Origin of the sequence: Halodesulfovibrio sp. (assembly GCF_025210605.1) — a bacterium.
GTDB lineage: Bacteria > Desulfobacterota > Desulfovibrionia > Desulfovibrionales > Desulfovibrionaceae > Halodesulfovibrio.
This window is the reverse complement of the sequence record NZ_JAOARI010000031.1, coordinates 130,451-154,505: the sequence shown is the minus strand read 5'-3', so window position 1 is coordinate 154,505 and position 24,055 is coordinate 130,451. Positions and strand designations below refer to the sequence as shown.

At 44.9% G+C, this 24,055-nt stretch carries 19 protein-coding genes; 6 read left to right on the top strand and 13 right to left on the bottom strand.

The window, feature by feature from the left end:
• Positions 1–27 precede the first annotated feature (27 nt).
• From N4A56_RS12165 to N4A56_RS12155, 3 genes are all read right to left on the bottom strand, one after another.
• The gene (locus N4A56_RS12165; protein ID WP_295547637.1) at positions 28–1,851 is read right to left on the bottom strand and encodes a cache domain-containing protein; all 1,824 of its coding nucleotides are present in this window, start codon (positions 1,849–1,851) and stop codon (positions 28–30) included.
• On the bottom strand, positions 1,811–2,635 hold the full coding sequence (locus N4A56_RS12160) for a hypothetical protein (RefSeq protein ID WP_293670996.1): 825 nt from the start codon (positions 2,633–2,635) through the stop codon (positions 1,811–1,813). Before N4A56_RS12160 ends, N4A56_RS12165 begins: the two co-directional genes overlap by 41 nt.
• Positions 2,636–3,135: 500 nt before the next feature.
• A complete protein-coding gene (locus N4A56_RS12155; RefSeq protein WP_293670997.1) occupies positions 3,136–3,393 on the bottom strand; it encodes a hypothetical protein in 258 nt (85 codons plus the stop codon).
• 511 nt (positions 3,394–3,904) lie between these two features.
• Here N4A56_RS12155 and dsrA point away from each other — a divergent pair.
• The 4 genes from dsrA (at position 3,905) to N4A56_RS12135 (ending at position 8,278) form a co-directional block, all read left to right on the top strand.
• Entirely contained in the window at positions 3,905–5,218 is a 1,314-nt protein-coding gene (gene dsrA / locus N4A56_RS12150) for a dissimilatory-type sulfite reductase subunit alpha (RefSeq protein WP_293670998.1), read from the top strand.
• 18 nt (positions 5,219–5,236) lie between these two features.
• On the top strand, positions 5,237–6,382 hold the full coding sequence (gene dsrB / locus N4A56_RS12145; RefSeq protein WP_295547633.1) for a dissimilatory-type sulfite reductase subunit beta: 1,146 nt from the start codon (positions 5,237–5,239) through the stop codon (positions 6,380–6,382).
• A gap of 77 nt (positions 6,383–6,459) precedes the next feature.
• Complete coding sequence (locus N4A56_RS12140; protein WP_293671000.1) at positions 6,460–6,696, top strand: dissimilatory sulfite reductase D family protein; 237 nt, start codon at positions 6,460–6,462, stop codon at positions 6,694–6,696.
• Positions 6,697–6,802: 106 nt separating this feature from the next.
• Entirely contained in the window at positions 6,803–8,278 is a 1,476-nt protein-coding gene (locus N4A56_RS12135; RefSeq protein WP_295547629.1) for a cobyrinate a,c-diamide synthase, read from the top strand.
• A 375-nt stretch (positions 8,279–8,653) separates the two neighbouring features.
• Here N4A56_RS12135 and ahcY read toward each other — a convergent pair whose 3' ends face one another.
• The 3 genes from ahcY to N4A56_RS12120 form a co-directional block, all read right to left on the bottom strand.
• On the bottom strand, positions 8,654–10,093 hold the full coding sequence (gene ahcY / locus N4A56_RS12130) for an adenosylhomocysteinase (RefSeq protein WP_295547627.1): 1,440 nt from the start codon (positions 10,091–10,093) through the stop codon (positions 8,654–8,656).
• A 22-nt stretch (positions 10,094–10,115) separates the two neighbouring features.
• The gene (locus N4A56_RS12125; RefSeq protein WP_293671003.1) at positions 10,116–11,036 is read right to left on the bottom strand and encodes a metalloregulator ArsR/SmtB family transcription factor; all 921 of its coding nucleotides are present in this window, start codon (positions 11,034–11,036) and stop codon (positions 10,116–10,118) included.
• A 325-nt stretch (positions 11,037–11,361) separates the two neighbouring features.
• Positions 11,362–11,931: a hypothetical protein gene (locus N4A56_RS12120; RefSeq protein ID WP_295547624.1), complete on the bottom strand. Its 570-nt coding sequence runs from the start codon at positions 11,929–11,931 to the stop codon at positions 11,362–11,364.
• 438 nt (positions 11,932–12,369) lie between these two features.
• Here N4A56_RS12120 and N4A56_RS12115 point away from each other — a divergent pair, with 438 nt between their 5' ends.
• The gene (locus N4A56_RS12115; protein ID WP_293671005.1) at positions 12,370–13,419 is read left to right on the top strand and encodes an FUSC family protein; all 1,050 of its coding nucleotides are present in this window, start codon (positions 12,370–12,372) and stop codon (positions 13,417–13,419) included.
• 150 nt (positions 13,420–13,569) lie between these two features.
• On the top strand, positions 13,570–14,034 hold the full coding sequence (locus N4A56_RS12110; protein WP_295547620.1) for a DUF721 domain-containing protein: 465 nt from the start codon (positions 13,570–13,572) through the stop codon (positions 14,032–14,034).
• A 253-nt stretch (positions 14,035–14,287) separates the two neighbouring features.
• On the opposite strand, the gene cydB is transcribed toward N4A56_RS12110, so the two are convergent.
• The 7 genes from cydB to gdhA form a co-directional block, all read right to left on the bottom strand.
• Positions 14,288–15,316, bottom strand: coding sequence for a cytochrome d ubiquinol oxidase subunit II (gene cydB, locus N4A56_RS12105; protein WP_295547617.1), 1,029 nt, complete (start codon positions 15,314–15,316; stop codon positions 14,288–14,290).
• Between the two features lie 43 nt (positions 15,317–15,359).
• On the bottom strand, positions 15,360–16,658 hold the full coding sequence (locus N4A56_RS12100; RefSeq protein ID WP_293671008.1) for a cytochrome ubiquinol oxidase subunit I: 1,299 nt from the start codon (positions 16,656–16,658) through the stop codon (positions 15,360–15,362).
• Between the two features lie 795 nt (positions 16,659–17,453).
• The gene (locus N4A56_RS12095) at positions 17,454–17,906 is read right to left on the bottom strand and encodes a universal stress protein (RefSeq protein ID WP_295547614.1); all 453 of its coding nucleotides are present in this window, start codon (positions 17,904–17,906) and stop codon (positions 17,454–17,456) included.
• A gap of 226 nt (positions 17,907–18,132) precedes the next feature.
• Complete coding sequence (locus N4A56_RS12090) at positions 18,133–18,573, bottom strand: universal stress protein (protein WP_293671010.1); 441 nt, start codon at positions 18,571–18,573, stop codon at positions 18,133–18,135.
• Between the two features lie 178 nt (positions 18,574–18,751).
• Positions 18,752–19,198, bottom strand: coding sequence for a YqaA family protein (locus N4A56_RS12085; RefSeq protein WP_295547612.1), 447 nt, complete (start codon positions 19,196–19,198; stop codon positions 18,752–18,754).
• Positions 19,199–19,269: 71 nt separating this feature from the next.
• Positions 19,270–22,260: a PEP/pyruvate-binding domain-containing protein gene (locus N4A56_RS12080; RefSeq protein ID WP_295547610.1), complete on the bottom strand. Its 2,991-nt coding sequence runs from the start codon at positions 22,258–22,260 to the stop codon at positions 19,270–19,272.
• A gap of 332 nt (positions 22,261–22,592) precedes the next feature.
• Positions 22,593–23,939 carry an NADP-specific glutamate dehydrogenase gene (gene gdhA / locus N4A56_RS12075; protein ID WP_293671013.1) on the bottom strand — a complete coding sequence of 449 codons (1,347 nt, stop codon included), beginning with the start codon at positions 23,937–23,939 and terminating at the stop codon, positions 22,593–22,595.
• Between the last annotated feature and the right edge of the window lie 116 nt (positions 23,940–24,055).

Genomic DNA, 24,055 nt, shown 5'->3' with positions numbered 1-24,055 from the left:
TGCGTTCTTTTCTAGTCTTTACGTTCTCTAACAAAATGCTTCGATATTGTTTTTCTCTTCTAGCTCGCATTCTCGTTGCAAAAGCTGCTCAAGCATTATGTCAGCACCAATTACACCGGTAATATTATCATCATTGTCTGTTACCGGAGCAGATACAGTCAAAATAAGCTGTCCGGTAAAATGTGATGTATACAAGTTGGTGATATGCAGCTTACCAGTCTGCACAGGTTGCTTAAACCACTCTCTGGATGAGAAATCGAAGCCGATTCCAAGCTCCTCATACTTTTCGACAAATCGCATATCCGTAATTTTAGACGCGATAAGCCCACCTTCATTGTCAGTCAGATACAAATACTGAATAAACGGATACTGCTGAACAAACTCCGTCAGGCAGCGGTAGTTTTCTTTTGCAAGAATCACGTTGCAGTCAAATGACAGCTCGGAAATAATCTGAGCAGCAAGGTTGTGGGCAACTTCTTTAAGGTTATCGAAGTCAGTGCGGAACATTTCCGGCATGTACCGGCGCACAAGGCGTTCCATTTCTTTATTAGAAATAGAAGTTGAGCGACCTTTCTCGTAGGCTTCCAAAATACGATTGTAGACCTTACCTACTGCTGGGTGACGCTTAGAAACTTCGCTATCGCCTGTAAGCTTGAGAGTCTGGTTAATCCAGTAGGCGACTCCGGCTCTACCGGACTTGTCAGTAATAATGATTGGTACAGGACGATTCAGAAGACGAGTTGTATCAAACACATTGTAGATTTCTTCGTTTTTAGCGAGTCCATCAACGTGGATACCAGCACTGGTCGCATTAAAGTCACGCCCTACAAACGGATAGTTATCCGCGACGTTGTATTCCAGTTCTTTTTCGAAATATTCGCCGACTTCACTGATTACACGGGTATCAGCAGCTTCATCATCACCGGTAAGTGAAATGTATTCGATAATAAGAGCCTCAATAGGCGAGTTACCGGTGCGTTCACCAAAGCCGAGCAAAGTTCCGTTAGCACCACCACATCCATACAGCCATGCGGTTACAGCATTAACGAGTGTTTTGTGAAAGTCGTTGTGTCCGTGCCATTCCAGCCAGTCTCCAGGCACACCGGCTTCATCCGTAAATGCACGGACGATACGCGGAACCGAACGAGGAAGAGTTGCACCCGTGTACGGCACACCGTAGCCCATTGTATCGCACATGCGTATTTTGACTGGAAGCCCGCTCTGGCGGGAAAGCTCCATCAATTTTTCAGCAAATGGCAGACAAAAACCGTGAATATCGGCACGGGTGATATCCTCAAAATGGCAACGAGGAGAAATACCCCATGCCAGCGCCTGCTCCACTACCTCAAGGTAGTTACGCATTGCCTTTTCACGATCAAGCCCAAGCTTAAGATAAATATGGTAGTCAGAAACAGAAGTAAGCATGCCTACTTCTCTAAACTCCATACTCTTAGCTATCTTCAAGTCATCTTTATGGGCACGAATCCATCCGGTAATTTCCGGATATTTGTAGCCTCTTGACCGGCAGGCATCAATGGCGCGTTTGTCTTTGTCTGAATACATGAAAAACTCGGAAGCACGGATAAGTCCGCTTCTGCCCCCAAGCCTGTAGAGCATGTCATAAATTGTTTCGATTTGTTTTACCGTGTACGGAGGTCTTGCCTGCTGACCATCACGAAATGTCGTATCGGTGATGAACATAGGCTCTGCGGGTCGCGGAGCTACTAAAACATCATCAAATGCGATACGGCTGATCTGTTTGTATGGATACAGATCGCGGAAGTACTCACCTTGCTCAAGATTTTCGAGCTTAAGCTTCGATGTCGCGCGGTTTAGATGAAACAAGGTCACAGTTCTTTACCCTCCTTGGAGACGAATCCCTTATCAATTCTTCAATGTGTTGGCGCACTGTAGCAGCTCTGGTACATGCAGAGTTAATCTGCGTTGCTTCTATAGCTGCCTCTAACGCCTCATCCAGGCGTCCTCCTTCCGAAAGCCCTTCTGCTGCCAGAATATACATCTCTTCTGGCACCGTTCCATAAATAGAAGATATGAGCGTGTTATAATCTTCGCCGAATACGTTTCGCACAAGTTCGTTACGAGAAAAAAACAAACGTGCGAGTAATAGATTTTGCTTGTGATGTGCACAGTAGATACAAAAAAGAGCCTTGCAGCGTGTAAGCAGAAACTCGATACGTGCAACCTCTCGCGACATACTTTCGCGGGTTTCCCCCAGCAGCTGTGAGAAAGGTTCCACAACATCCTGTATGCCATTCTCAGCAGCTGGTCGCTCCAGTGCTAAAAACATGGGCGCATAGTGCTGCTGCTGGTAGGCATCCTCTTTAAGCTTAATGCATTCGTGAAACACATAGCTTATTGCCCAGTCCAAGGCTTTTGCTACTACAGGAGCCTGTGCATCTGTTCTGAGCAAGTGGTGAGCTGTATCTTTAAGACGCCAGAGCAGCCCCTTATTCATAGTGCTGCCCAGCAAGTCTCGCACTTGTGTAAACGAAACCGCACCGGAATCTGCAAAGCGTGCAAATTGCTCTTCGAGAATATTCGATACCATACAGAAATCACGCATAATATCGCGTGCAAACTCTTCTCTATTAGCTTCAATCCATCGGCGGGACATGATCACCTCATCTCTTTTTGCATCGGTCACAATACACAATTTTACAAAAAAGGCAAAACTGAGTGGCGCACAATATCCTTATTGCTCGATACAAGAGGATATAATGAACCAACCACAAGAACTCATTGGCTATCTAAATGAAGTGTCACTGCACATATGAAGGTGGGTATAGTCTGTGTGCAGCTTCTGATTTATCGCATCTAGCAGCCTCAATCTAACCACAGTCTAACATTATATAACAGCAAATGCATGCAGCAAATATTTAGCACAAAAAATAGCGGCAAGTTCTGAAAATTCAGAGCTTGCCGCTACCTGTACAAAAAACGCAATACGACTGTCAGCGAAATTTTTTCATTAAAATTAAAAGAATAGGCAGTTCACAAAAAACTAGAAAAAGGGTGCATACAGCATCGTATACACCTGCTTCTATTTTCTACAAATTTCGATCATACGAAATCATCTTAACCGCATATCAATGTTCCGCGCAGCCGCTAAAGCTCTTAATTTTCGTTAAGCAAAACTTTGGCAACAGATATATCATAAAAAAGCATCGGGTCGGCATCGCGTCCCATTCCTTTATACATTTCTGCTGCTTGCTTAATGGCTTCATATGGAACCCACCCATGCTGATCCCACACTTGCTCATTATCTGCACGCCACAGACGAAACTCCACGTCATCGGCATTGTAGCGCACATACACGCGTGTTTTCTTATCGTTCGGTGCAGGATAGTAGTAATGTCCAAGCTGATCTTTCATAACATACCTCACAGTGTTCTTGTGTGGCTTTGACCTCATTTACGCTGCGAGGTCAAGTCTGCAAGCTGCATTCTATAACGTACGAATTCTAAAAATCCGTTTACAACAAATTTAGTTTTTTTCTATTTTTATTTTTTATCAGAAAAAGGTGTTTGTGAAAAAAATAACGCATATAAATATACCCTTTCTTCTTATGAAAGTTCGTTATGTTACTACCCACCTGCAAACTTAAATTGTCAGCATGTAACGAAGAGTTTGCGTTGTTTTTCTGCACCTTAGAAATAGGGAAGACTATACATAAACTTATGAAATCCCCTTGACAAAGTGAGGCGTTCTTTCTAGCAAGAGTTAACTTTGTCCAAAAAATCACGCCCTTTTTCAGGAATAATATCTTAGACCAGATTTACTCCTTGTAAGGTGCGTCCATCTTGACCGCTCTTCAGATCGCCTGCGGTGGGATGGAAAGTGTCTGGTGTAAAAACACATACCAACTTTTTGTGGAGGTAAGGTAATGGCGAAACACGCAACTCCTCTGTTGGATCAGCTCGAAACCGGCCCATGGCCGAGTTTTGTATCCGACATTAAGCAGGAAGCAGCTAACCGTGCTGCCAACCCTAAAGGTCTTGATTACCAGATCCCTGTAGATTGTCCTGACGATCTCCTCGGTGTTCTGGAACTTTCTTACAACGACGGTGAAACTCACTGGAAACACGGCGGCATCGTAGGCGTATTCGGTTACGGTGGTGGTGTTATTGGTCGTTACTGTGACCAGCCAGAACAGTTCCCTGGCGTTGCACATTTCCACACCGTACGTGTTAACCAGCCAGCTGGTAAATACTACACCACTGATTTCCTCCGTCAGCTCTGTGACATCTGGGATCTCCGTGGTTCCGGTCTTACCAACATGCACGGCGCAACTGGTGACATCGTACTTCTCGGTACTACCACTCCTCAGCTCGAAGAGATCTTCTGGGAAATCACCCACGATCTCAACAACGACCTTGGTGGTTCCGGTTCTAACCTGCGTACTCCTGCTGCTTGTCTCGGCGAGTCCCGTTGTGAATACGCTTGTTACGACACCCAGGCTGCTTCTTACAACTTGACCATGGAATACCAGGACGAACTTCACCGTCCAGCGTTCCCATACAAGTTCAAATTCAAGTTCGACGGCTGTCCTAACGGTTGTGTAGCTGCTATGGCTCGCTCCGACTTCTCAGTTGTTGGTACTTGGAAAGACAGCATCAAAATCGATCAGGAAGCTGTAGCTGCTTACGTTGCTGGCGAATTTAAGCCAAACGCAGGCGCACACTCCGGTAAAGATTGGGGTGCATTTGACATCGAAGCTGAAGTTATCAACCGTTGTCCTTCCGCTGCTATGAAGTGGGAAGGTGGCAAACTCGCTATCGATCGTTCCGAATGTGTTCGTTGTATGCACTGCATCAACACCATGCCTCGTGCTCTGCGTATCGGTGACGAACGTGGTGCTTCCATCCTCTGTGGTGCGAAAGCTCCTATCCTCGACGGTGCACAGATGTCTTCCCTCGTAGTTCCTTTTGTTGAAGCTTCCGGCGATTTCGACGAAATCAAAGAAGTTGTTGAAAACATTTGGGACTGGTGGATGGAAGAAGGTAAAAACCGTGAACGTCTTGGTGAAACCATGCGTCGTCTCTCTCTCCAGAAACTCCTCGAAGTTACTGGTCAGACTCCGACTGCTCACAACGTTCAGGAACCTCGTCACAACCCGTACATCTTCTTCAAAGAAGACGAAGTACCTGGCGGTTGGGACCGTGACATCAACGAATACCGTAAGCGCCACCAGCGCTAAGAAGAGGAGTACGATAACATGGCATTCATCTCTTCTGGTTACAATCCAGCTAAACCAATGGAAGGCCGTATCACCGATATTGGCCCTCGTGAATTCACCGAATTCCTTCCTCCAGTAATCAAGGCTAACAAAGGTAAGTGGGCATACCACGAAATCCTCGAGCCTGGTGTATTGGTTCACGTTGGTGAATCCGGTGATAAAGTATTTACCGTTCGTGTAGGTGCTGCACGTCTTATGTCTGTTACACACATTCGCGAAATCTGCGAAATTGCTGACAAACATTGTGACGGCTACCTCCGCTTTACTACTCGTAACAACATTGAATTTATGACAGACAGCGAAGACAAAGTAGCTGCTCTTAAAGAAGATCTTGCTTCTCGTAAATTTGATGGTGGCTCAAGCAAATTCCCTGTAGGTGGTACTGGCGCTGGTATTTCCAACATCGTTCACACTCAGGGTTGGGTACACTGCCACACCCCAGCAACTGACGCATCCGGTCCAGTAAAAGCTGTAATGGATACAGTTTTCTCTGACTTCCAGGATCACCGTCTGCCTGCACCAGTTCGTATCGCTCTCGCATGTTGTCTCAACATGTGTGGTGCTGTACACTGCTCCGACATCGGTATTGTTGGTATTCACCGTAAGCCACCAATGATCGACCACGAGTGGACTGATCAGCTTTGTGAGATTCCTCTCGCAGTTGCTTCTTGTCCTACCGCTGCTGTTCGTCCTACCAAGGTTGAACTCGACGGTAAAAAAGTTAACACCATCGCTATTAAGAACGAGCGTTGCATGTACTGTGGTAACTGCTACACTATGTGTCCAGCTCTTCCTATCTCTGATGGTGAAGGCGACGGCGTTGTAATCATGGTTGGTGGTAAGGTTTCTAACCGTATCTCCCAGCCTAAGTTCTCTAAAGTAGTAGTAGCGTACATTCCTAACGAAACTCCTCGTTGGCCTACACTCACTGAGAAAATCAAACACATCATTGATATCTACGCTGACAACGCTATGAAATACGAGCGTCTCGGTGACTGGATTGAGCGCATCGGTTGGGAAAAGTTCTTCGAACTTACCGGCCTCGAGTTCACCCAGCATCTCATTGATGACTTCCGTGACCACGCTTACTACACTTGGCGCCAGACTACACAGTTCAAGTTCTAAGCAAAGTTACTTTGAAATTACGCCGGACGAGGGTTTCCCTCGTCCGGTTTAACGCTTAAACGCTAAAGGGGCTTCCCATGGAAGAATCAACTAAAATTATTGTTGACTTCATCGAGTCCAAATCCAAGAGCAAATCTAAATTTTACTTCAACGACTTTCTTCCGCTCTTCCCGGATATGAAACCTCGTGCTGTAAAAAAGATCCTCTCAGAGCTCGTTAAATCTGAAGTAATGGAATACTGGTCTTCCGGTTCCACTACTATGTACGGTCTCAAAGGCGCTGGCAAACAGGCTGGTGCTGAGCACGAAGATTAATTTCTTTGGTCTCCAGAGCGTAAGGCGTATGGGCGTTTGTCCATACGCTCTTTCTATTTTACGGCTCTGTTTTTTTATCAGCAAACTTAGTACAGCAAGGCATAGTATGACCCTTCCACGACTCATCATCGCCGGACTCAGCGGCGGCACAGGAAAGACCATTACCAGTCTTGGCACTACCCGTGCGTGGAGCCGCAAAGGTAAAGTTATCAAGCCTTACAAAAAAGGGCCGGACTACATTGATGCCAAATGGCTGGCACTTGCTGCACAAACCCCTTGCACCAACCTTGACCCCTATCTTCTTGATAACGCGACTCTCAACTCGCTGTTTGCTACAACAGCAGAAGGGTATGAAGGCGCACTCATTGAAGGCAATCGCGGACTTTTCGACGGAAAAGATATAACAGGAACATGCTCAACAGCAGAGCTTGCGCGCATTCTTAATACGCCAGTCATTCTTGCTATGGATTGTACGAAAATGACTCGTACAGCCGCAGCTATCCTGACTGGCATGCTCAATTTTGAAGAAGGCGTACACATTGCTGGCGTTGTTCTTAACCGTACCGCTACAGACCGCCACCGTAACATATTATGCCAGACAATTGAGCATTACACGGATGTTCCAGTGCTGGGCTGCCTGCCTAAGATCGCGCAGAACCCGATTCCTGAACGACACATGGGGCTTATTTCAAACGCAGAGTACGAAGGAACGAACTCTGCTCTCGAAGAAGTAGCAGACATCATCGAAGACCACCTTGACCTAGAAAAGATGTGGAAACTCGCTTCTGCTGCTCCAAATGTATCTGCTCAACCCAATGTGTGGGATGTAACTGAAAAGGTCGTGACAGGTGCCAATACAGCGCCTCAAATAACTACTCCATGCTCAACGACAATGCCTCATTGCGAGGACGTTGCATCTTCGACTAAACCTTGCATCGGCTACGTGCATGATGATGCTCTCTGGTTCTATTACGACGAGAATCTGCAAGCCTTACAACATGCAGGCGCACGCCTCGTTCGCTTGTCTGTAACGTCTCCTCAAGACTGGGCAAAAATTGACGCACTGTACCTTGGTGGCGGTTTTCCTGAAACGTTGCACGAATCCATAGCTGCCAACACAAAAATTTCTGAGCACGTGCGTTCACTCGCAGAAAGCGGGATGCCTATCTACGCTGAATGCGGTGGCTTTATGTATCTTTGCAAAGCACTCGTGCAAGAGACAGCCACATCACCAATGGCAGATGTACTTCCTGTACAGACGCAGTTATGTAAACGCCCGCAGGGGCTTGGCTACATTGACGCAGAAGTCATTGAACCAAATCCCTACCACCCGCTTGGCTCTGTAGTTCGTGGTCACGAGTTTCATTATTCAAAATGCATTGTGGAAAATGAGACACCCACCTTTGGCTTCAGAATGTCCAAAGGATTCGGTATGGGAGAGCGGCTGGATGGCTTAATCTACAAAAACGTGTTCGCATCCTACACACATCTTTTCGCCCTAGGTGAGCCACACTGGGCTGTTAATTTTGTCCGTGCAGCGCACGAGTTCAAATCTGGGAAGCCTGTTTCTATTGCTGAATAGCGACCACTTCTTTGGGTAAAAAGAAGTGGGCAGGACTCTCGTTATCTGGCTTGAAAGCTACGGCAAAGCGCCCTTCGAATAACTTCACTCAGCACTCACCCTATCGTTTTATACACCTTTCTCTCGCACGAACATTCGTTGTGCTAACTATTTTTGAGACCAGACAGTTGATTGAACTAGTTGAAATCAGAATGTGCTTTCGACTTACGCGATACTAACCAGCGTAAAGCCAAACTACAGTCACCTTGCACTGATGTACTTAGCTGCCCTAATGCACATGTTCCCAAAAAAACGCCTTTATAACTAACTCAAAAATACTTCTGTAAAACAAAAAAAGCCGCAGAATACTGCGGCTTTTTTGTTTTAATTCTTCGCTTAGTAGCGGTAGTGGTCGGCTTTGAAAGGACCGTCCTGAGCGACGCCGAGGTATTCAGCCTGCTCTGGTGTGAGTTTAGTGAGTTTAGCACCAAGACGGCTAAGGTGGAGACGAGCAACTTCTTCATCGAGATGTTTAGGCAGTGTGTATACTTTGTTCTCGAGAGCGCTGTTAGATGCAAGCTCAATCTGGGCGAGCGCTTGGTTGGTGAAGGAGTTGGACATTACAAAAGATGGATGACCAGTAGCACAACCAAGGTTTACAAGACGACCTTCTGCAAGAACGATAATGGAACGACCGGAATTGAGTGTCCATTTGTCTACCTGAGGCTTAATGTTGAGAACGGTACAACCGTTGCCGCCTTCAAGGTACGCCATATCGATTTCGTTATCGAAGTGACCGATGTTACAAACGATAGCTTCATCTTTCATTTTTTCCATGTGTGCGCCAGTGATAACATTAAAGTTACCAGTCGCAGTCACAAAGATATCTGCGGAGCCAACAACGTCATCAAGAGTTACAACGTCGTAGCCTTCCATTGCAGCCTGAAGTGCACAAATCGGGTCAATTTCAGTAATTGCAACACGAGCACCGAAGCCACGCATGGACTGTGCACAACCTTTACCTACATCGCCGTAACCAAGGATAACTACGGATTTACCCGCAATCATAATATCGGTAGCGCGTTTGATGCCGTCAGCGAGTGATTCACGGCAGCCGTAAAGGTTATCAAATTTGGATTTGGTAACAGAGTCGTTAACGTTGATAGCAGGGAAGAGAAGCTCACCTTCTTTTTCCATCTGGTAGAGACGGTGCACGCCTGTGGTGGTTTCTTCAGAAACACCTTTGATTTTTTCAGCAATGCGAGTCCATTTACCAGGGTTTTCCTGAAGAGAAAGTGCAACACGATCCATAACGATCTGGAACTCTTTGTTGTCGTATGCTCTTTCAACAAGTGATGAGTCTTTTTCTGCTGCAACACCTTTGTGAATGAGCATGGTTGCGTCGCCGCCGTCATCAACAATCAGGTCAGGGCCGGAGCCGTCAGGCCATGTGAGAGCCTGCTCGGTGCACCACCAGTACTCTTCCAGAGTTTCACCTTTCCATGCAAAAACTTTTGCCATACCGGAATCTACGATAGCTGCTGCTGCGTGATCCTGAGTGGAGAAAATGTTACAAGAAGCCCAACGGATATCTGCACCAAGAGCATGGAGAGTTTTGATGAGCATTGCTGTCTGAATGGTCATGTGCAGGGAACCCATCACTTTCAGACCTTTCAACGGCTTTGCATCACCGAATTTTTTGATAGTCTCCATGAGACCCGGCATTTCACGTTCAGAAAGCTGCATTTCTTTGTGACCGAAGTCTGCAAGAGACATGTCAGCAACTTTATTTTCAAGGCTCAAGTCAAGTTTGATAGCGCGGCTTGCGTCAGTCATTTCTCAATTTCTCCTAGGAAATTTATTGTGTGTTTTCTGCTACAATAAGATGAATTGTAAGCCCGTTACGTACAGGATGCAGCGTACTTTGTCGCAGTGCAAAGCCTGCTTCTGTAAGTTTCAGAGCTAAATTTGTCATATCAAAACCGAGCCAGCGATCACCGTAATCAGCACGCATTTTTTCATTGTCATGCTTATCAAAGTCGGCAAGCACAAGCAGACCGCCTTTACGGAGAACGCGTCGGATTTCTTTTAAAGATTTTCCAGGGTGGGAAAGGTGATGCAGTACCATGTTGATGGTAGCAAAATCTGCTTCGCCATCACGGAGCGGCAGATGCTCAAGATCACCGATACGCAGGGATATCCGGTCTTCGTCTTCAACCAGTCTGCGTTTTGCAAGCTCCAGCATGCGCGGGGAACCATCAACACCAATAATATTAAGTGAACGTTCAAGCATCCGCTCGAGCAAGGTTCCTGTGCCGCAGCCTAAATCAACGGCAACTTTGCAACGTGGCATGCGCTCAATAATAGCACCGGGCAGATCAAACTCGCCGATAACTTCGCGGTTAAGCTGATCCCAGTCTTCAGCAATGGCATTAAAGAACTGCTTTGTTTTGCGTACCCGTTCTTCAATAATGGTTGCTGCCATTTCCATGTCTGAATCAAGAGTTTCGTCGCTGTCGATAAATGGTGCAACAGCATCGATAAATTCTCTTCCTTCGCCTTCTGTCGGCGCACTATAAAATACCCATAACCCATCGCGACGGGAGGTAAGAAGCCCTGCTCCGGTGAGAATTTTAAGATGGCGGGAAACGCGGGATTGTCCCATTTCAAGAATGGTAACAAGTTCGTTTACACTAAGCTCGTATCTGTTGAGTACGTGTAAAAGTCTTAGGCGGGTTTCATCTGCCAGCGCCTTGAATACTGGAAGGATGGTGGACATATTTTATTCCTATGCTATTTTCGGCTGCCTTGATTGAGTTGCATCAAGAAAAGTTGATACAGCTTTATCTAAGGTTCAAGATGCAGTCAAGTAAATCAACCGGAATAATAGATTGCCCAACGCTACCCGCTTTTGAAAAACAAAAAGGCATTATACTTTTATTACAGAATATTATGACAACAAAATGAGCAACAACAATTCTAGCAGAATACGTATTAACTGCACCCAATGAAGGCATAAGCATTCATAAGGTGCAGCTGCTGATACATTTGATGTCACGTAAGAATGTTACTTAAATAAATGACCATTGGGTAATTGCGACAATTTACTCTGCCGCAATGTGGTATTTCTGGATTTCTTCCTCAGTCATAAAATGAATATTATCTGAGGAAGCGGCTTCAAGCGTGAACCAGTAAAAGGCTTCAGGTATCTGCATTGCCCTATAGTACTCGAGATATAATTGGTGATCGGGATGTGTTCTAGGTAAGTTGCGACCTTCCATGCTAGCACCGTCTCCCCAAGAGTGAACACCAATCATCGCTCCTTTAGCAACATACCGTTTGGTTCCTGCTAAAAAGAAGTCTACCCCGCCCGAAGCAATCATACTGTCTGGCAAAACCCGTGTACGCAATCCCTGCTCACGAACAATTCTAGCTGCGGCTAAGTTGGAGTCATCATCAAGGGAACCGGGGACTTCGTGCATGATGATTTCTTGAACATGGGGATTTGACTCCAAGGCTTCAATCAACAAGTCTGGAGTGTCAGAATTTATGTCTCCATTCATATGCAGAATGTTTCCTTCAACATAAAACAAATCATCGTTTGCATAGCCATTTATAAAGGCAACAGAAACTAGAAGTAACAGAACAGTCACAGCAATATGGCGTTTATTCATTTTTTTCTCGTATAATAAAAGCTTATTTTGCTTTCCTTTTGCATTGCACTATCATTTCGATAGAGAAATATTGTATGCTACGTAATTGGATAGACGACACTCGCAACTGTTAACGGCTCATCCTTACTATACAGATGCGACATGCTTAGAAGAACACCTTAGTGCATCCAGTTTTGTCAAGCGCAACGTTGTGATGCACAATTGATAAATTCTCTGTGGCATCATGCAGTGCTGTGGTAGCTAATCATTTAGTATAGTTTATTGAAGTGCTTTTTTAGCAAAGCCATCCAGAGATAAAATTCTTGCAAGTGCTCATGGGTTGCTATAGTGCTTGCCGAAATAGACAGACAAATAATTCAATATACACTTTTTCGGAGATATGGTTCTGCTTTTTTTGCAGGAGCTCCGTATATCCTGCCTGTTTAACAGGAGCCTTTAATGCTGCTTTCAGGTTCGCGTCAGCGGACGGATTACATCAAGTACGGAATCAAAACCGCACTTGCCGCACTTCTTTCTTATTCTGTTGCCTCATTGACTGCTCCAGATTTAGGGTTCTGGGCTGTTATCAGCGCTGTTATTGTTATGCAGCGCAACGTTGCCGCATCAATTCAGATGTGCTTGTACCGCCTTGTTGGTACTGCTATTGGTGCAACAATGGGGATGACAGCACTTTTTATAGTACCGGAAACAGCCCACTGGCGTTTAGCTGCCTTTTTGGTGACTGTTGGACTATGTGCGTACCTTAAACGATATACAAACCGTTTTTCCATGGCAGCCATTACGGTAACTATTGTTATGCTAGCTCCGCAGGCATCCGGAGACTACATTTACTATGCATTATTCCGTGTTGTAGAAATAGCTATCGGAGTGTGTGCGACTTTTGTCGTTGCCTTGCTTATTTGGCCGCATCACGCAAGCGCAGAGCTTAAAGAGCGCCTTCAAGAGCAATTCATCCGGTGCGCAGATAAATATGATATCATCGTCAATTCCTTCATGGCGCTTAGCTGTGACTCTTGCAAAGAAATGTTGATCGATCTTGAAGATGAAATTCACTATAACCGAGAATTATTTCGTGGATACTTGCGGCATGAGCGACTTTTTGTTGATGACGATTCCGCTATGCTCGACATCAAAATCGAGACACTGGTACAAAGTGTAGAGCATTTACACGCAATGCTGCATGTGGTGCATGAACTGCACGACAGCAACTACTGCATTGCGATGGAAGCAGAAATCCGCAAGGTAGTGAAAGAATCGCAAGATATCATGCGTTCTATCGGGCGTAATATTATTCCTGACCCTCGCAAGCTGGAGCTGGCATTGTACAGCGCAGACAGGCGACTTGATTCCTTACGCGCTGATGGTATGATTCAGCGCATCTCCATGCGGGATATGATGCAAATCGTCAGCTTCTACCATAGCGTACAGCAGTTGGGCGAAGACCTGCTTATTTCAGTCAAAAAACAGAACAAGTACAAACGAGTCTAGCACATAATTTTTTGTAACCGCCAAGAAACAGAAGCTGCTGCCTTCTTTTCATAAAAGATACTGTTATTATAGCAGATAAGCACAACTTGGTAGCAGTTATGAAAAATGATAAAAGACATGGTAAACGTAACGATGATGCTGTGAGGAAATATGGAACATCGCGCAAGTAAGATGCTGACGAAGCTATTGTACGAAAAAGGCGGAGACCGGAATATGCCGCTTGTGCCACTCTGGCAGAACTGGGATATGGTGATGGGAGAAGAGCTTGCAGAGCTTGGGCGTCCGCTTGGTCATAAAAATCGTACGATAATTATCGGCGCTGAAGACAATATGGCGCAGTATGAACTTTCTGCCCAGACCTATGAGATACTTGAGCGTGTGAATGCTTTTCTTGGCAAAGATATGTTTGATACCGTGCAGGTTGAATTGATGCAGGGACGAGAGTCTTTGGACAATATGACTATGCCAACGTTTGAACAGGCACGCCCTAAAATCCCACCTCGTCCAAAAGATTTAGGCAACTTGGAACACATTCTTGATCCAGATTCACCAGTCACACGCTGCTATAAAAAATATGTCGCCATGTACGATGGTGAAAAAAAGTCAAAGTCGTAACCTCACAGGCTGTGACCATATTTCTGGAATAAGATCTCATTTTGTCAGTCTTTGCAGACAGCCAAGGCTGCTGTCTCCGAAGGCGCTGCCGCAAGCTTTCAAAACCTTTCTCAAAGAAAAGTTTTTAAAAATCTCCAAAGACTTTTACCTGCGAGATAAGCACATTTTTTCTGATACATCTCGGCTTACGTGATACGACTTGTCATAAATTTCAATAAAAAAGCTGCCCCTCATATGAGGAGCAGCTTTCGTTTTAGTAGGACTCGTCAGAATCGAGCACTTCGTCGTCTACGACGTGCAGCATGAGCTTTACAGCCCACAGCTGGTAGAGAAGTACAATCGGGATAATTACCACTACCACACCAAGCATAATTTGCAGAGTGAGAGTACTGGAAGCACCGTTGTACACAGTAACTGATGCTGCCGGATCAAGGTTGGAAGGCAAAAGTTTTGGGAACATGCCTATCACACCAAACATGATGACAAAGAAGATAGAGATAGCGTTGCTGATCCAAGCAAGATGATTGCGTCCGCCTGCGAGGAAGATTCTAACCATGAGCAGAGCAGTTACACCAATTGCAGGAACTGCAAGCAATACGCCGTTCTTCTGGTAATTAGCAAACAAGTCTGTGTAAATGCCGGTAGCTGCGAGGAAAGCAACTGCCAGAATTACGGTAACTGGCCAGAGTCTTTTTGCATACAGAATAGCGCGGTCATGAATCTCACCTTCGGATTTCATAGACAACCACATTGCACCGTGCATTGCAAAGTTAATTACAAAGAACACGCCACCTATGATGCCATAGACGTTGAGCAACTTGATGATGCTGCCGTAGTATACGCCGTCTGCATCAAACGGGATTCCCTGAAAGATATTAGCAAATGCCACACCGAAAAGCAGTGCTGGAATAAAGTTACCAAGGAACTGGAATACATCCCACATTCTGCGCCAGCCGTCAGAATCCACTTTGTTGCGGAATTCAAAGCTTGCCGCACGCATGATGAGTGCAAACAGAATAATGAGAAGCGGTGCGTACAATGCACTGAACATGATTGCGTATGCTTTCGGGAATGCCGCAAAGGTAATACCGCCAGCTGCAATCAGCCATACTTCGTTGCCATCCCAGAAAGGTGCTACTGTATTGTAGAGAACGCGCTTTTCGCGCTCATTCTTTGCAAAAAACGGGAAGATAGTACCGAGCCCGAGATCGAAGCCGTCTAACACAAAGTAGACACTCCAGAGGACTCCCCACAATAAAAACCAAATGAGTTCAAGAGTCATATAAAAACCTCTCTATTGATTGCTTAGGATTTGTCCTGCCGATCTATTTAGGGCCTTTCATTGCGTACTTCCTTAGCAGGTAGATATCCAGCAGACCAAGGAAAGTGTAAATCACAGTAAAGGCAACAATAGACCAGACAACCATGGAGGCTTCAATCGGCGAAGCCGCATCTGAAGTTCGGAGAAGGTTATATACAATCCAAGGCTGACGCCCTACTTCTGTTACTGTCCATCCAAGCATAATTGCGATGTACGGAAGCGGGATAAGCCAAGGAAGAACCTTAAGCACGAATGTTTTTTCTTCAATTTTCTTGCGCCATACAAACAAAGCGATACCAAGAAGCGGGAAGAAAGAGCCAAGTCCTACCATCAGGCGGAAGCTTATGAATGTAGGCATTACAGGCGGTCGATCTTCTTCTGGGATATCATTCAATCCTATAACTTCTGCATTTGGATTGTTGTATGCGAGAATAGACAGAGCACCCGGAATAGGCAGGGCTTGAATAGCATTTCCTGTGTTCTCAGCGTTAGGCCATGTAAGAAGGTACATAGGTACGTTTGTACCAGTTTCCCAGTGGGATTCCATAGCAGCAAGTTTTGCAGGCTGGTATTTTGCGGCGATCTGTCCCTGATGGTGACCGGCTGCTGCTGTAGTAAGAGAGAAAATCAAGAAGAATACAGAAGCAATTTTGAATGAGCTTTTGAACAATTCCATTTCATTCTTACGTACTATGTGCCAAGCAGAAATGCCGAGTACGAAGATACCGCCAACCATCCATGATGAGGAAACGGTATGGAAAAATTCACCGATTCCATACGGGTTTGTAATAACTGCGAAGAAGTCGTTAAGCTGCGGTTTTCCATCAACCATTTTGTAGCCGAGTGGATTCTGCATGAACGCGTTCGCCATGATAATCCAGAACGCAGACATGTTGGAAGCTAGTGCAACTAGCCAGATACACATCAAATGAACTTTTTTGGATACTTTCTTCCAACCAAAGTACCACACAGCAATAAAGGTGGATTCAAGGAAGAAGGAGGTACTTGCTTCAATAGCAAGCAAGGAGCCGAAAATGTCACCTACGTACTCTGAGTAGCGTGACCAGTTAGTGCCGAACTGAAATTCGAGAGTAATACCAGTAACAACACCGAGGGTGAAGTTGATGATAAAAAGTTTACCCCAGAATTTAACCATGCGCTTGTACATTTCATTACCAGTACGCACATACATAGTTTCCATGATGGCGAGCAGTACAGAAAGTCCAAGCGTTAATGGTACGAAAATAAAGTGGAAGAAAACAGTTACTGCAAACTGAATTCTGGACAGCATTACTACGTCCATACATTAACCCCCTTCGGCTTGCGCCCTGTCGAGCAGGCAGCGGACGCCAAGGTTTCGCAAAAATTGTTGAATATTTTTAGCAGGACACACACGATTATCCTGCCACTCACTCAGTAATGGTAATCAATACTAAAAAAGAGTTTTTTGCAACTACAAAATCATTTTCTGTGAATAAAAAGAATTAATTGCTCCTCCAATTTACCATTTAATTATAAAATTAGATAACAAAAAAAACATGATACGTTTATTTTTGTAGGTTTTGTAAAAATTATGCCCAATGAATGGTATAGCAGTGAGTCAGGCTTTTATGGAAAGGGTTACATTACCAGATTCCAATACTAGCCAGAATCGAAACCGCTATGCCATGTTGCATAGTAGCGACAGTGTAGCTGCAAAGTACTGATGCATCCATTACTCACGCGCGAAATGTATCGCACAGAATAGAGTGCTTCTACTCATACGATAAATATTTTTATCGTATAATACTAATAGGTAAAAAGAATCAATTGAGCAAGAAGCAATAGAAAAGTCCCTGCCAGTATGCTGACACAGGCAGAGACTTTCCCTTTTGTACGTGAAGTGGATACAATGGAATACTCCATCTATGGTTAAGATGCCAGACGGACTATGTAGTTACTACATAATGAATAGTGCTTTGCAATACTGTACAGTGATATATTCATAGTACAGAAACAAAATATGTGCATTTCACCATACGCCACCATCACTCATGTGCGTTTCTATGGTGTTTACCATTTGTATCAGTAAAAAATGCAGCTTTCTCTAGAAGAGATACTAGCGTTTGCATTCGTCAGGATGAATTGTCAGAACAGGCAATGTTGAATGCCGCACAACCCTGCTGGCAACAGAGCCGAATAACACGCGCTCTACTCCACGGCGGCAATGTGTTCCCATTATGACCATGTCATAGTCACCTTTTTCGGTCATTTCGAGAATCATATCCTGTGGCTGACCACGGCGAATTTTAATGGAGACATCAATGCCTTGAAGTTGACGCTCGGCAATTTCATTGAGTTCTACGAGCGCACGTTCCTTAGCGTCTGATTTCAGTTTAGCTACAACGTCATCAGTAAGGTACACATCATAAAAGCGGTCTAGAGGCGGTCTTGCATACAGCAGTGTAATCTTTGATCCAAATTTCTCCGCCATCATTTTTGCATATTCAATAAAAAATCCGCTTGGTTCCATAACATCAACAGGAACAAGAATATTGTTAAGAGTACGCATAATGACCTCCCAAAATGTTTGCAATCAGGGGTAGTTCAATGTCAGCACGTTGCATGTTTAGAAAGCGTCGTATCTAACTCTGTGGATACCACTTTCTAAAGGCTTTAATAGTAATTAATACTAAAAAATTCTTTTATGCAACCAGAAAACAGTAAAAAGCAAAACTTTTTACATTCAGGCAACTACACATGCCGACAAAACGATTGTTAAGAAAGAGGGAGCCGTACTAGTCCGGTCTGACAGTAAGAACAGGAATATCTGCCTGCTTTACAACGCTGTTGGCTACGGAACCAAACATAATGCGATCCATGCCTTTACGGGTGTGTGTACCCATAATGATGAGATCAGTATGCCCTTCTTTGGCGACCCCGAGAATCACATCCTGTGGCAATCCATTTGCCAATCGCTGCACAACATCCATATCTGGGAAATATTTTTTAGCGAATTCATCAAGTTCCCGTGTAGCACTGGTTTCAGTGTCTTCATGAAACTTGGCAATGGTATCCTGCGGTAAGTACAAGCCAAAGTACTGGCTTAAAGGGGGAGTGGCGTACACCAGTGTTATTCTGGCACCAAATTTTTCTGCAAAAAGCTTTGCATACACTGCCACAAAAGAACTGTCTTCCATAAGATCAACAGCTACGAGTATGTGCTTTATTGTCCGCATACCTTCCTCCGGCGTAGAAATATATTCCCACAAAAATGGTTAGTTGAACTATCCTGTTTCAGGAAGTCATTCTACCATAGGACATGCGCATGCACAGTTGATAGTAGCTAACTAAAGCGATTTTATAAGGTGTTGGCAAAAAGAATAATAAAGCAAAGAGGGATGGAGCAATGCGACATTACACTGCCTGTAGTGTGCCCCATGCAAGTAACGCATAGCGAAAGAACTTTCCAATAACGACCAGCAGCAAAAAAAAGGAAAAGCGAACGCGGGCAATGCCACCAACAAGGCACAGCGGGTCACCGACAACAGGCAGCCATGCAAACAGCAACGACCATTGTCCCCACTTCGAGTAAAAGCGTTCTGCTTTTTTTTGTGAATTTTCATCAATCCGCAAGATACGTTTGATAAGATACGCACCGCCCCATATCCCGATAGCATATGTCGAGCACGCTCCTAGCGTATTTCCGGCAGTTGCGACAAGCACTGTAGACGCAGGTTCATACGAACCGGCTACCATAGCAACAAGTAACCACTCAGAACCAAGCGGAAGAACTGTAGCAGCAAGAAAGCTGAGAAAGAAAAGGGCAGGATACCCCAACTCTGGCGAAAATAATTCTGTCATGAATCAGGCACTCTTTCAAAAAGCAAGAGTGCCGTCAATCGTCCTGAATCTACCCGCAAGGGCTGTTCCTTCTAGATAATCGGTACATCAGGCGCATAGCCTTCTGGGCGTAACATAACGCAATCTGCGGAACGACCATCTACCTTGAGTGTAATCGGAGATTCAAAACGAAGATGTGTTACAAATTCTCCTTTTGCATACACGGGCACAGTTTTGAGCCATTCCCAATGAATAAATTCTTCACTGGAATTGGTAACCATCACGTAATTAATGCCTAACGTTGTTATGCAATGAAAAAAATGCGAGCCTTGCGACGGCTCAACCCGCAAGTTTTCAGTAAATGTCTCCACAATAGCTGACACACCCGATATATCGCTCCAAATAACAGGCACACCAAGCCAACGGTCAGATGTTCCCCAGCGTCCGGGACCTATCAGAATGTATTTACGGTTTTCCTGAAGCATTGTGCGGTTGAGCTCTAAAATCTCCTGTTTGATATCCATAGTCCGTGCGATGTCAAAATCATCAGGATGGATGAACAGCACCTCATACACATCATTACTTTCTGCATTCCCTAAGGCATGCTTTGATGCACAGAACGCTGCTGCCCGCTCCTGTTCCGTAATCGTGACAACAGAAGAACCGGAAAGCGAACTCATCGGACGCAGCTGCAACAGCGCAAACTCTGCATTGGAGCCGTCCATATCCATATTTACACAAAATTCCAGCTCAACAGGACCACCCATGGCTTCCTCTGCCATGGTGAGCACGTCGTTGAGTAATTCAGGAAGCGGAAACAGCCCATGCTTAATAACTTGAGCAAACAGTAATACTTTCGAACTTCCCGGAATGGATGCAGTATCCCGAATAATCCCCTCCTGCGGGAGGTAACTGCTTGCTAGGTACGAGATAGGACCGTCAGGCTCTGCATTGTAAATTCTTCGCTGCACAAGAGCGCCCTCTTGCTCTTTAGCCTTAGGAGCAAGCTCAGGGTCGCCCATATAAAGACTGTAAAAGGTACTCTGTGAGTTCTTAAGCGTTTCCTGAAGGTTTGCTGCCTGCGGTTGCACATACGGACATTTAGGGCAAAATCTGAAGGCTTGCCCGCCATCCATAACAGTCTTCCCCAGCCCCATTGCAATAGAGGCTATGCCGTCATCAGTTTTCATTCTACCGAATGGGTAAAAGTTCTTCGACTGTGCCACACCAGAGATTGCAGGATAAAAATAGTCATCGAAGCGTCTACCGATAACTTCTTGAATAATAACTCCCATTTTTTCTTCATCGGTGCGCAGTTTCACCCTTCGGGAAAACGACTTCGGAGACTGGAAAAAAGTAGATGCATACACTTTTTTTACAGCCGTAGCTAACTCCGCATACCGAACCTCAATATCGGGATGTGTATTGGTCAACATCACCGTTGAATATAACCCTGCATAGGCTTGATATTGTGCGTCTTCCAATAAACTGGATGAACGTACAGCAAGAGGCGTATGTACCTTTTCAAGAAAGATACGCAGCTTATGCTGAAGCCAGTCAGGCAGTTTTGCCTTCAAGCAGATGTCAACAACTTCCTCGTCTTTGAAGTCTTCATCTGCAAGGTAGCCCAAATCATTAAGTCGTAAGAAGCTGTCAAACCCTTCTGTGGCAATGCTGAGCACTTTCGGTGGGATAATATTAATTTTAGGATATTTTTTCTTCAGCCACGTATTTTGTCCGATTAAGCGGAACATAAACGCCAGACTGCGCGCTTTACCGCCAATAGAGCCTTCCCCGATCTTGAGAAAATCAGTTTGAGGGTCGAAATCATTTTCTTTAAATGACACAACAATCCCCCGCTGCCGTTGCTGAAGTCTGTTATGAATCTGTTCAATAACAAATTCACGCATCGCTTCTATACTGTTTTCGAAATCTTCTGGTGTGAGAGGACGCATAACGCAAGCAAGTTCTGTTTCGGTACGCGCAAAGAACCAGCGAGAAAAATCATTATTCAAGCAATGCTCAAGGAAAATATCATCCGGAACTTCATTGAGTTTCTGCTTTAGTTGAAACATGGTGTGGGCACGGTCTATTTCCATTCCGTCTTTATTGCGAAATATAAAATCTCCGAACCCCAGATGTTCACTGACGAACGTATGTAATTCAGCCAGCAATAGCGGTGAATTCTTATCGATAAATTCACATGGGATTTCTTGTGCATACCACTTGTTCACAGACTCGCTGCTCGCAAGCAATAATGGAATATCTTTCCGCTCATTTTTTATTTGCGAAAGCAGGGTGACACCTGCTGCGGGGTCTACCATGCCGTTTCGGGGGTATCGCACATCAGAGATTACCCCGAGCACGTATTGCTCGTACGCGCGGAAGTATTCCATAGCCTCTTCATACGTTTCTGCCACCAATATTTTGGGGCGTGCACGCATTACAAGCAAACGGTGCTCCTGATTAAGTCCCTCTTGAATAACGGATTGAGCCTGTTGCACCAGTGCCCGATATAAAATCGGCAAAAACGATGAAATATAACTCGGGGAATCTTCTACAAGAATAATATTGCGGATTCCTGCCTCAAGGGTGTCATGGGCGAGGTTCATTTTGTCTTCGGTCAACTTAACAATCGCCAGCAACAACTCTGCATCGCCCGACCATAAGAAACAATGATCTAAGTCTTTACGCTTCAACCTGCTGCTTTCTTTTACTTCCCTGTGCGTTAAAACAACAACAGGCAGATCAGGAACAAACGCATCAATGCGTTGCTTCAAATTGATAAGTTCCGGCTCTGCAAGCCCTGACATAAGAATAACCATTTCAGCAGGGCGTTTTTCCAGCGCAGCAGGAATTTCTTCCGGTGTGGAAATCCATGTGAGGCGTGGTGGTGAGCTTAAATTCAATCCACGGTATTCAGTGGCGAGGCGTTCAGAAAGATTACAGTCTTCTTCCATAACCCAAGCGTCATACGGTGAAGAAACGAGAAGGATATGCTTCACTTTTTCACGCATAAGATCGTGGTACACTGTAAATTTATTTTCAGCCGTAATCCGGTGACAGAAATCAGAAAGTGCCATAGTGCCCCGCTCGTTTATGGGTGGATGGATTTGGTATTTTCTGTTGAGAATCAAGGGATTGAGCTAGCGGCAGCTCCATACGAACTTCGAGCAAAAATCAATGCGCTACACTGTAAAAATATGCCACTACCCCTGAAAAAAAGTTACCTTCTTCAATCCATAACATTCGTGAGGCGTTAGAGCAATGGATGACATCTTTTTATGAATGCACCGCTTGACTGAATAATGAATACCTATGGTCATCTGACTTAGTCTTCGACAATAAAAAACGAGGTATGCATTTCTGCACACCTCGTTCTACGGGCATTTTTGCCAGTTATGACAATATACGACTACACGACGCCTTGATCGATCATCGCATCTGCAACCTTTGTAAATCCGGCGATATTCGCACCATTTACGTAGTTACGTGGAGTTCCGTAGTATTCAGCGGTATCGAGGCAGCGCTTATGAATGTTCTTCATAATCATACGCAACCGTTCATCCACTTCATCACGGTTCCAGCTCAACCGCATGGAGTTTTGTGTCATTTCAAGACCAGAAACAGAAACGCCGCCAGCATTTGCTGCTTTACCCGGTCCGTACATAATTTTTTCTTCAACAAAATGCTCAATGCCTTCTGGAACAGTCGGCATATTTGCACCTTCAGAAACGACAGAAACTCCGTTGGCTACAATATTAGCAGCGTCTTTTGAGTTAATTTCGTTTTGAGTAGCACAAGGGAATGCACAATCTGCTTTATGGTTCCAGAGCGGGTTGTAATCAAGTGCAGGATCAACAGGAGTGTATACAGCTTCCGGATACTCTTCGGCATACTCGCTTACGCGACCAAAGCGCACATTTTTAAGCTCTTTAATAAATTGGAGCTTTTCACGATCTACGCCTTTCTCATCATAGATATAACCGGAAGAATCAGAGAACGTTACAGGAACACTGCCCAGTTCAATAAGTTTCTCCATTGCAAACTGCGCAACGTTACCGGAACCGGAAACGAGACTGCATGTATCTTTTAAAGAACGACCATCAACAGCAAGCATTTCTGCGGCAAAATATACCGCACCGTAGCCTGTTGCCTCTGGACGAATAAGGCTGCCGCCCCAATCCAGACCTTTACCTGTTAATACACCTGTGAACTCGTTACGCAAGCGTTTGTATTGTCCAAACAGGAAACCAATTTCGCGCGCACCTACACCAATATCCCCCGCAGGAACATCGGTGTTAGGTCCAATATGACGAGAAAGCTCAGTCATAAAGCTTTGGCAAAAGCGCATGATCTCCATGTTACTTTTCCCTTTAGGGTCAAAGTCAGAGCCACCTTTACCACCACCCATCGGCAAACTGGTCAGTGCATTTTTAAATACCTGCTCAAACGCAAGGAATTTCAAAATACCCAAGTTTACAGACGGGTGAAAACGCAATCCGCCTTTATAAGGACCGATAGCGCTGTTCATTTCAATGCGAAAACCACGGTTGATACGAACATTATTATCGTCATCAACCCATGGAACACGAAATGTAATAACCCGTTCCGGCTCAACAATACGCTCTAAAATGTTTGCACTGCGGTAGTGAGGATTGCGATCAAGGACAGGCTTGATAGACTCTACAACTTCAGTAACCGCTTGATGAAATTCACGTTCGTTCGGATCTCTGCTTTTAATAAGATCAAGAATATCCATTGTCGGACTCCTTCGCGCTACAACTAACGCGCAGTAAAAAACAACGTTAAACTCACTGCTAAAGTGGTGGCGACATACTGCACTTTTTTTGGAATTGTTGGAATACAAAGGCAAAA